This window comes from Streptomyces sp. NRRL F-5755 (genome assembly GCF_001279365.1).
GTDB lineage: Bacteria > Actinomycetota > Actinomycetes > Streptomycetales > Streptomycetaceae > Streptomyces > Streptomyces rimosus.
Map to the genome: position 1 here is coordinate 1 of NZ_LGCW01000104.1, position 5,174 is coordinate 5,174.

Annotated in this window: 4 protein-coding genes; 2 read left to right on the top strand and 2 right to left on the bottom strand. The window is 63.2% G+C overall.

The features are described from left to right. Positions 1-511: 511 nt before the first annotated feature. The gene (locus ADK86_RS44440; RefSeq protein ID WP_234345829.1) at positions 512-910 is read left to right on the top strand and encodes a Scr1 family TA system antitoxin-like transcriptional regulator; all 399 of its coding nucleotides are present in this window, start codon (positions 512-514) and stop codon (positions 908-910) included. 198 nt (positions 911-1,108) lie between these two features. Here ADK86_RS44440 and ADK86_RS12900 read toward each other — a convergent pair whose 3' ends face one another. Continuing rightward, positions 1,109-1,525, bottom strand: coding sequence for a hypothetical protein (locus ADK86_RS12900; RefSeq protein WP_053696721.1), 417 nt, complete (start codon positions 1,523-1,525; stop codon positions 1,109-1,111). A 384-nt stretch (positions 1,526-1,909) separates the two neighbouring features. Here ADK86_RS12900 and ADK86_RS12905 point away from each other — a divergent pair, with 384 nt between their 5' ends. Then, positions 1,910-4,570: a tetratricopeptide repeat protein gene (locus tag ADK86_RS12905; RefSeq protein WP_159393847.1), complete on the top strand. Its 2,661-nt coding sequence runs from the start codon at positions 1,910-1,912 to the stop codon at positions 4,568-4,570. Between the two features lie 33 nt (positions 4,571-4,603). On the opposite strand, the gene ADK86_RS12910 is transcribed toward ADK86_RS12905, so the two are convergent. Then, complete coding sequence (locus tag ADK86_RS12910) at positions 4,604-5,089, bottom strand: tyrosine-type recombinase/integrase (protein WP_234345828.1); 486 nt, start codon at positions 5,087-5,089, stop codon at positions 4,604-4,606. Positions 5,090-5,174: the final 85 nt, after the last annotated feature.

The following is a 5,174-nucleotide window of genomic DNA, read 5'->3' on the forward strand; positions in this document are numbered from 1 at the left end:
CCCCATCCCCCGAGCCCACTCCTTGGAATGCCCCCGAGCCTCCTCCAAACCCGCATTCACCCGAGCCGGATAAGGCAAATAAAACCCCGGCAGTTCAAACGGCTGCGCCACCACGACCCGACCTCCCGTCGTCCGACTCCCCTACCCACTGGGGGCGCTCCCCCGGACACGGCGCCCCCAGCGGCCGAGCACTACCCAACCCCTCCGTGCGTTATCCCCCCTCTTGACACTTCGTGTGAATGTGTGATTCGGGGTCACCGGAGGGCTGTGTCGCCGCGCGGCGCGGCCCGTCGAGCGCCACCCAGCGGCATGACTCAGGAGGGGGCACGAGAGGGCAAGGCATACGTGCCCACGATGCTCTGGGGACTCTCCAGACCGAGGCATACGCCACCGTGCTCCTGAGGCAGGTCGTCGACTTCCTCGGTGTACCCGATGATGTGCCGGCCGGAGCCGCCAAGCGCATGCGACGGGAGGAGGTGCTGGACGACGGCGAGCACCACTACGACGCATCCTGGGCGAGCAGGCGCTCTACACGAACGTCGGCGGCCCCGAGGTCATGCGAGCACAGATCGACCGTCTCCTCAGCGACATCGATCTCCCCTCCCTCACCTTGGAAATCCTGTCCGCAACCGCGCCGGTGGACATGCTCCCCGTGGTAGGAAGGCTGCCGCCGCTCACAGAGCCTGGAAAGCCGACGAGGGCCGCTACCCCGGCGTGGGGTAGCGGCCCTCGCTGCTACTTCTGGCTTCGACTCCGCCTTTTAGATGTCGAAGTACAGGTGGGAAGCCCTCCCGACCTGCAATTTTCAGCAAGGACGCAAGGAGCGGGTGCACATCAGGTGCACATCAGGTGCACATCGCGGAGCGCCAAGTGCGCCGAAGTGGCCCGTTTCGCATCCGGGTGCGAATGAGGCTCCCGTGGTTGACTCTCCGTAAGTTCACCTGTCGGATTGTCCTGCGGCAAGATGCGCAGCACAGTTACGGGCGGTGGAGGAGCCCCGGAACGGCGAGTGTGGGGCAGGTCGCGGCCGACGAGAGTATCTGGGAGTGCTCTTGGGCGTTCCCTCCGACGCAGAACCGAGCTGAGCTGTCCTTACCCCACGGAGTGGTCACGATCCGGTTATGTGCTGGTCCCGGCCGGCCATATACACCCGCGAGCTGTCGCGGGCGTCCGCCTTCATGACAACGGACCTCACCTGGACACGCTCGTCCGGAGGGAGCGCAGGGGCAAGGTGATCGTCCAGCAGTTGTTGTAGCTCCGCGGCCAGGGTCGGCTCGTCTTCGAGTATCTGCTGCAACCGCAGATGCCAGACGCCCGCTAGGGCGCGCTCGGCGTCCCCATCTGCATCAGCCCGAGCGGCCACAATCTGCGCTCGCAGCATGTCCAGGTCGGCGCCGACACTGTCAGCCCGCTCGGGACGAGCCCGCCGCCACCATGTCGCAACGGCGTCCCGCGCCTGCTGCCAGCCGTCAGTGGCCATCGCACTGACGAGTGCGCTTCCAGCGGCTAAGACGATCGGATCCATTCCGCTCCCTCCAAGGCCATTCTGTAACTCTAGAGTTACAGAGGAGCCGATGGCTACAAGATGTCGGGTGACGACCCGCTGGGTCCGTAGCAGAAACGACCGTCAGCCGAGGGAAGCGGAAGGCAGCTCTGACCTGGGCGGTCCTCGTTCTGATCTGTGCTGCTACCCCTCTGAGGCGGTCTGGTGCACCACCATGTGCACCAGACGTAGATGGGCTGACCCAGAGGCGGCCCCGCCTCCGCCCCGGACTGAACGGCACCAGCATTGGCACCGCTTGTGCCTCCTGTTGTATCGATCTGTGCCCGCCAGGCCGTGTGGGCTCGGTACGGTGACGACAACATCGTGGCGGGGGTGAACGTGCGGCGGCACAGGTATAGCGACATCTTGCGCATCAGGCAGCAGGCAGCGGCGTCCGACAACTCACGCGTCTACCAGGTCGGTAACGGCGATCAGCGGATCGTGGAGGGCGGTCTTCATTTCCACCATCATCACCACGTCAACACTGATCGGCCAACCGGTGGGGCGGCTGTCTCTCTAGAGCCGCCCCTTAGGCTGTTGCCGCGCCAACTCTATGGCCGAGATGCCGATCTGGAGACACTGAAGGACATCGTCGACAGCCCCGAGGGTACCGTTACAGTTCTCCATGGCATGGGCGGCATCGGCAAGACTGCACTGGCATTGTCAGTCGCCCGCGATACGCGGAAGAAGCGTCGACGAGTCTTATGGGTTACCGCTTCTGACGGTTATAGCGTGCGTGAGGCCATGCTGCAGATCGCGATTCGTACTGGTGCTGCCGAATCACGGGCGCAAGAGGCGGCGGTGGGCAACATCAGTATCGCAGACCTGGTATGGGAAACCTTAGACGAGGTCCTCGAACCCTGGCTGATCGTCTTCGACAGTGCCGACGACCCAAAGGCCATTGAAGAAGAGCTGGGCACAGAATGGCTCCGATCCTCTTACGCCGGTGGAGTGTTGGTGACCACGCGGGTCGGGAGCCCTGAAGTATGGTCCGATCACTTGCGGATGATTCGGCTGACCCCCCTCGACGAATCGGGCGGTCGAGACATGCTGGTCGACACGGCCGGTTTACGCAGCGTCTCCGACAAGGACCATGAACAGGCGGCAAAGCTCGCCAACCGGCTTGGCGGTGTCCCTCTCGCGCTGTGGCTGGCCGGCCGCTATTTGGCTCTGCCCGCCTCTGCGATCCGCCGGTTCGAGGACTACCACGCTGCTTTGGACAGGGATTTCCCCGACGTAATCGACAGGGCGGCCGCCACCTCTGAGGCGCGAGGTCCGGAGGCAGACCTCCGCCGGCTCGTCATGCAGACGTGGGAGCTTTCCCTGGACGTTCTGGAAAAGCAAGGGGTCCCACAGGCCCGGACGCTCATGCGGCTTCTGTCGTGCTTCGCTGCCAGGCCCGTGCCGGTCATATTGCTTTCGCCGGAGGTCCTGAGCCGTGCATGCGAAGCGTACGGCGGGCCGTGGGACGAAATCCGTGTGGAGCGGGCACTCAATGCACTCAGCGACCTCGGGCTGATCGACATCGGCCTCGAGCGGCTGGAGGGCACCTTCCCCGACGACTTCTATCGTTGGCCGCAACTCCCTGGCAGCGAGCACCGCTGCATTATCGTTCACCCTCTGGTCGCAGAGGTGAACGCGGCCCAGCTCGACCGCTCAGACGCCCGCATGGCGGTCTGGGACGCAGCCCTCCGCTGCCTCGGCTTGTTTCGTGGCGTGTGGCCCGAAGATCCTCGTCATGGAAGCTTCTGGCAACTACTGGTTCCGCATGTTCTGTCTCTAGCAGACCGGCTCCCAGAGGATTGTGACGATCTTCTCCATACGGTGACACTCCTTAACGCCTGGTTTTGCGAGTATCTGCGTGTGTCTGGGCAGTATGCTGTCGCCTTCAGCGTCACCGAGAGCGCATACGCGCGAGCAAGGCGGCTCGACGGCCATGCACCGGCACGCTTCCTTGCCTGCTACACCTTCGCCGACTGGGCCTGGCGTACGTCCCGTCTGGAGGATGCGGAGCGACTTTCTCGCGAAGCATGCAGGCTCGCAGCGTTATTGTACGAGCCGGGCAGTTTCCATGTATTGGTAACAGACAGCCTGTTGGCAGCCGTCCACGTCGAACGTGGCGACTTCGTGACTGGCGAGAAGCTGTTTCGTGGCATCATCGCACGCCTGGACGGGCAATGGCCCCTCGGCCATCCTCTGTCGATTCAGGCTCACCATCACTTCGCCACGACCCTTCGTGAACGGGGATTCCTCGAAGCAGCCGAGAAGGAGGCGCGCCTGGCGGTATCCCAGTGCGATCAGATCCCCGGCTTTCCTCTGTATACGAAAGCAGTCGTGCGCCATGAACTGGGTGTGATCATCTGGCATCGCGGTCGACTAGATGAGGCTCTGAGGGTGTTTGATGGAGTGATGCGGTTGCAGCACAAGATCATGCCGCCTTGGCACCCGTCGATTTTGGTCACTCGGTTCGACGTAGCCTCGATCAACAGGATTCGGGGGAATCTCTTCAAAGCACTTCTCGAGTTCAAGGAGATCTCGCTCATCGAGATAGACTCCCTCGGCGAGAGCCACTATGCCACCCTCCAGTCCCGGCACAACGTAGCGCAAATTCTCGTTCAGCTGGAGTATTTGGACGAGGCGGAGTTGCTTCTGGCCGGGATCATGGTTGCTCGGGAAGAGGGCGGGCTAGAAACGAGGCACGAGGATGTTCTGGCCACCAGGCACGAGCTGGTGCACATCGCATCACAGCGAGGGCAGCACGTGACGGCATTGCGCGAGTGGAAAAAGATCCTAGACGAGGAACGAAAGCACCTTGGCTCAGATCACCCCTCCACTCTGAGGACTCATTTCAACTGGGCCATTGGCTGGGCCCGGACGGGCCAGGTGGCCATCGCTCGCAGTGAGATGCGTCGTGTCCTGTTGGCCCGCCGCCGCACCTTCGGAGACACCCACCATGAAACCGAGGAGGCCCGTAAGGCCCTTGAGCAGCTATCCAAGTGTCATGGCATTCCCTGGTGGAGGGCGTGACCCTTCGGGCCTCCCGCATGTGGGTGAGTGGGGTCACGCTGCGAGTCGGTAGCGCTTACCGATGGCCTTGCGTGCCTTGTTGACTGCTCCCGTTACACGATGCACGTACCGGCGCAGGGTGAAGGACGGGTCCTCGTGTCCGAGCAGGTCGGCGAGTGTGTAGACGTCCACGCCCTCGTTGATCGCCTCCGAGGCGAAGAGGTGCCGAAGGGCGTGCATCATCTTGTCCCGGCAGGGTTCCCACCTGCGGCCCTTGCCGGTCGGCTTGTCGTTCGCCGCCTTGATGGCGCCGATCGCCTCAAGGGCGGCCTTCCAGAGGGAGTTGAAGTAGTTCTTGTTGAGCGCCTTGCGCTCGCGTGTAGTGAACATGAGGCGCACTGTGACCGGCTCGCCGTCCTTCTCCAGCCACGGCAGCGTGATCTCGATCGGAGGGAACTCCCGCATGTGCGCATGCAGGAGCGTCGCCAAGTTCTCGTCGAGCGGGACGTAGCGGTCTTTCGGGTTGTCCTTAGACGTCATTTCGTTTGGTGTGATCTTGCGGCAGTCTGGGATGGTGACTGCCCCTCTTGTCGAGCGGATGGTGCCGGACAGCCTGTGGGAGCTG

Excerpts from the sequence above, each read along its gene's own strand:
- ADK86_RS12900 (WP_053696721.1), bottom strand. The coding sequence starts at position 1,525 with ATGGATCCGATCGTCTTAGCCGCTGGAAGCGCACTCGTCAGTGCGATG.
- ADK86_RS12910 (WP_234345828.1), bottom strand. The coding sequence starts at position 5,089 with ATGACGTCTAAGGACAACCCGAAAGACCGCTACGTCCCGCTCGACGAG.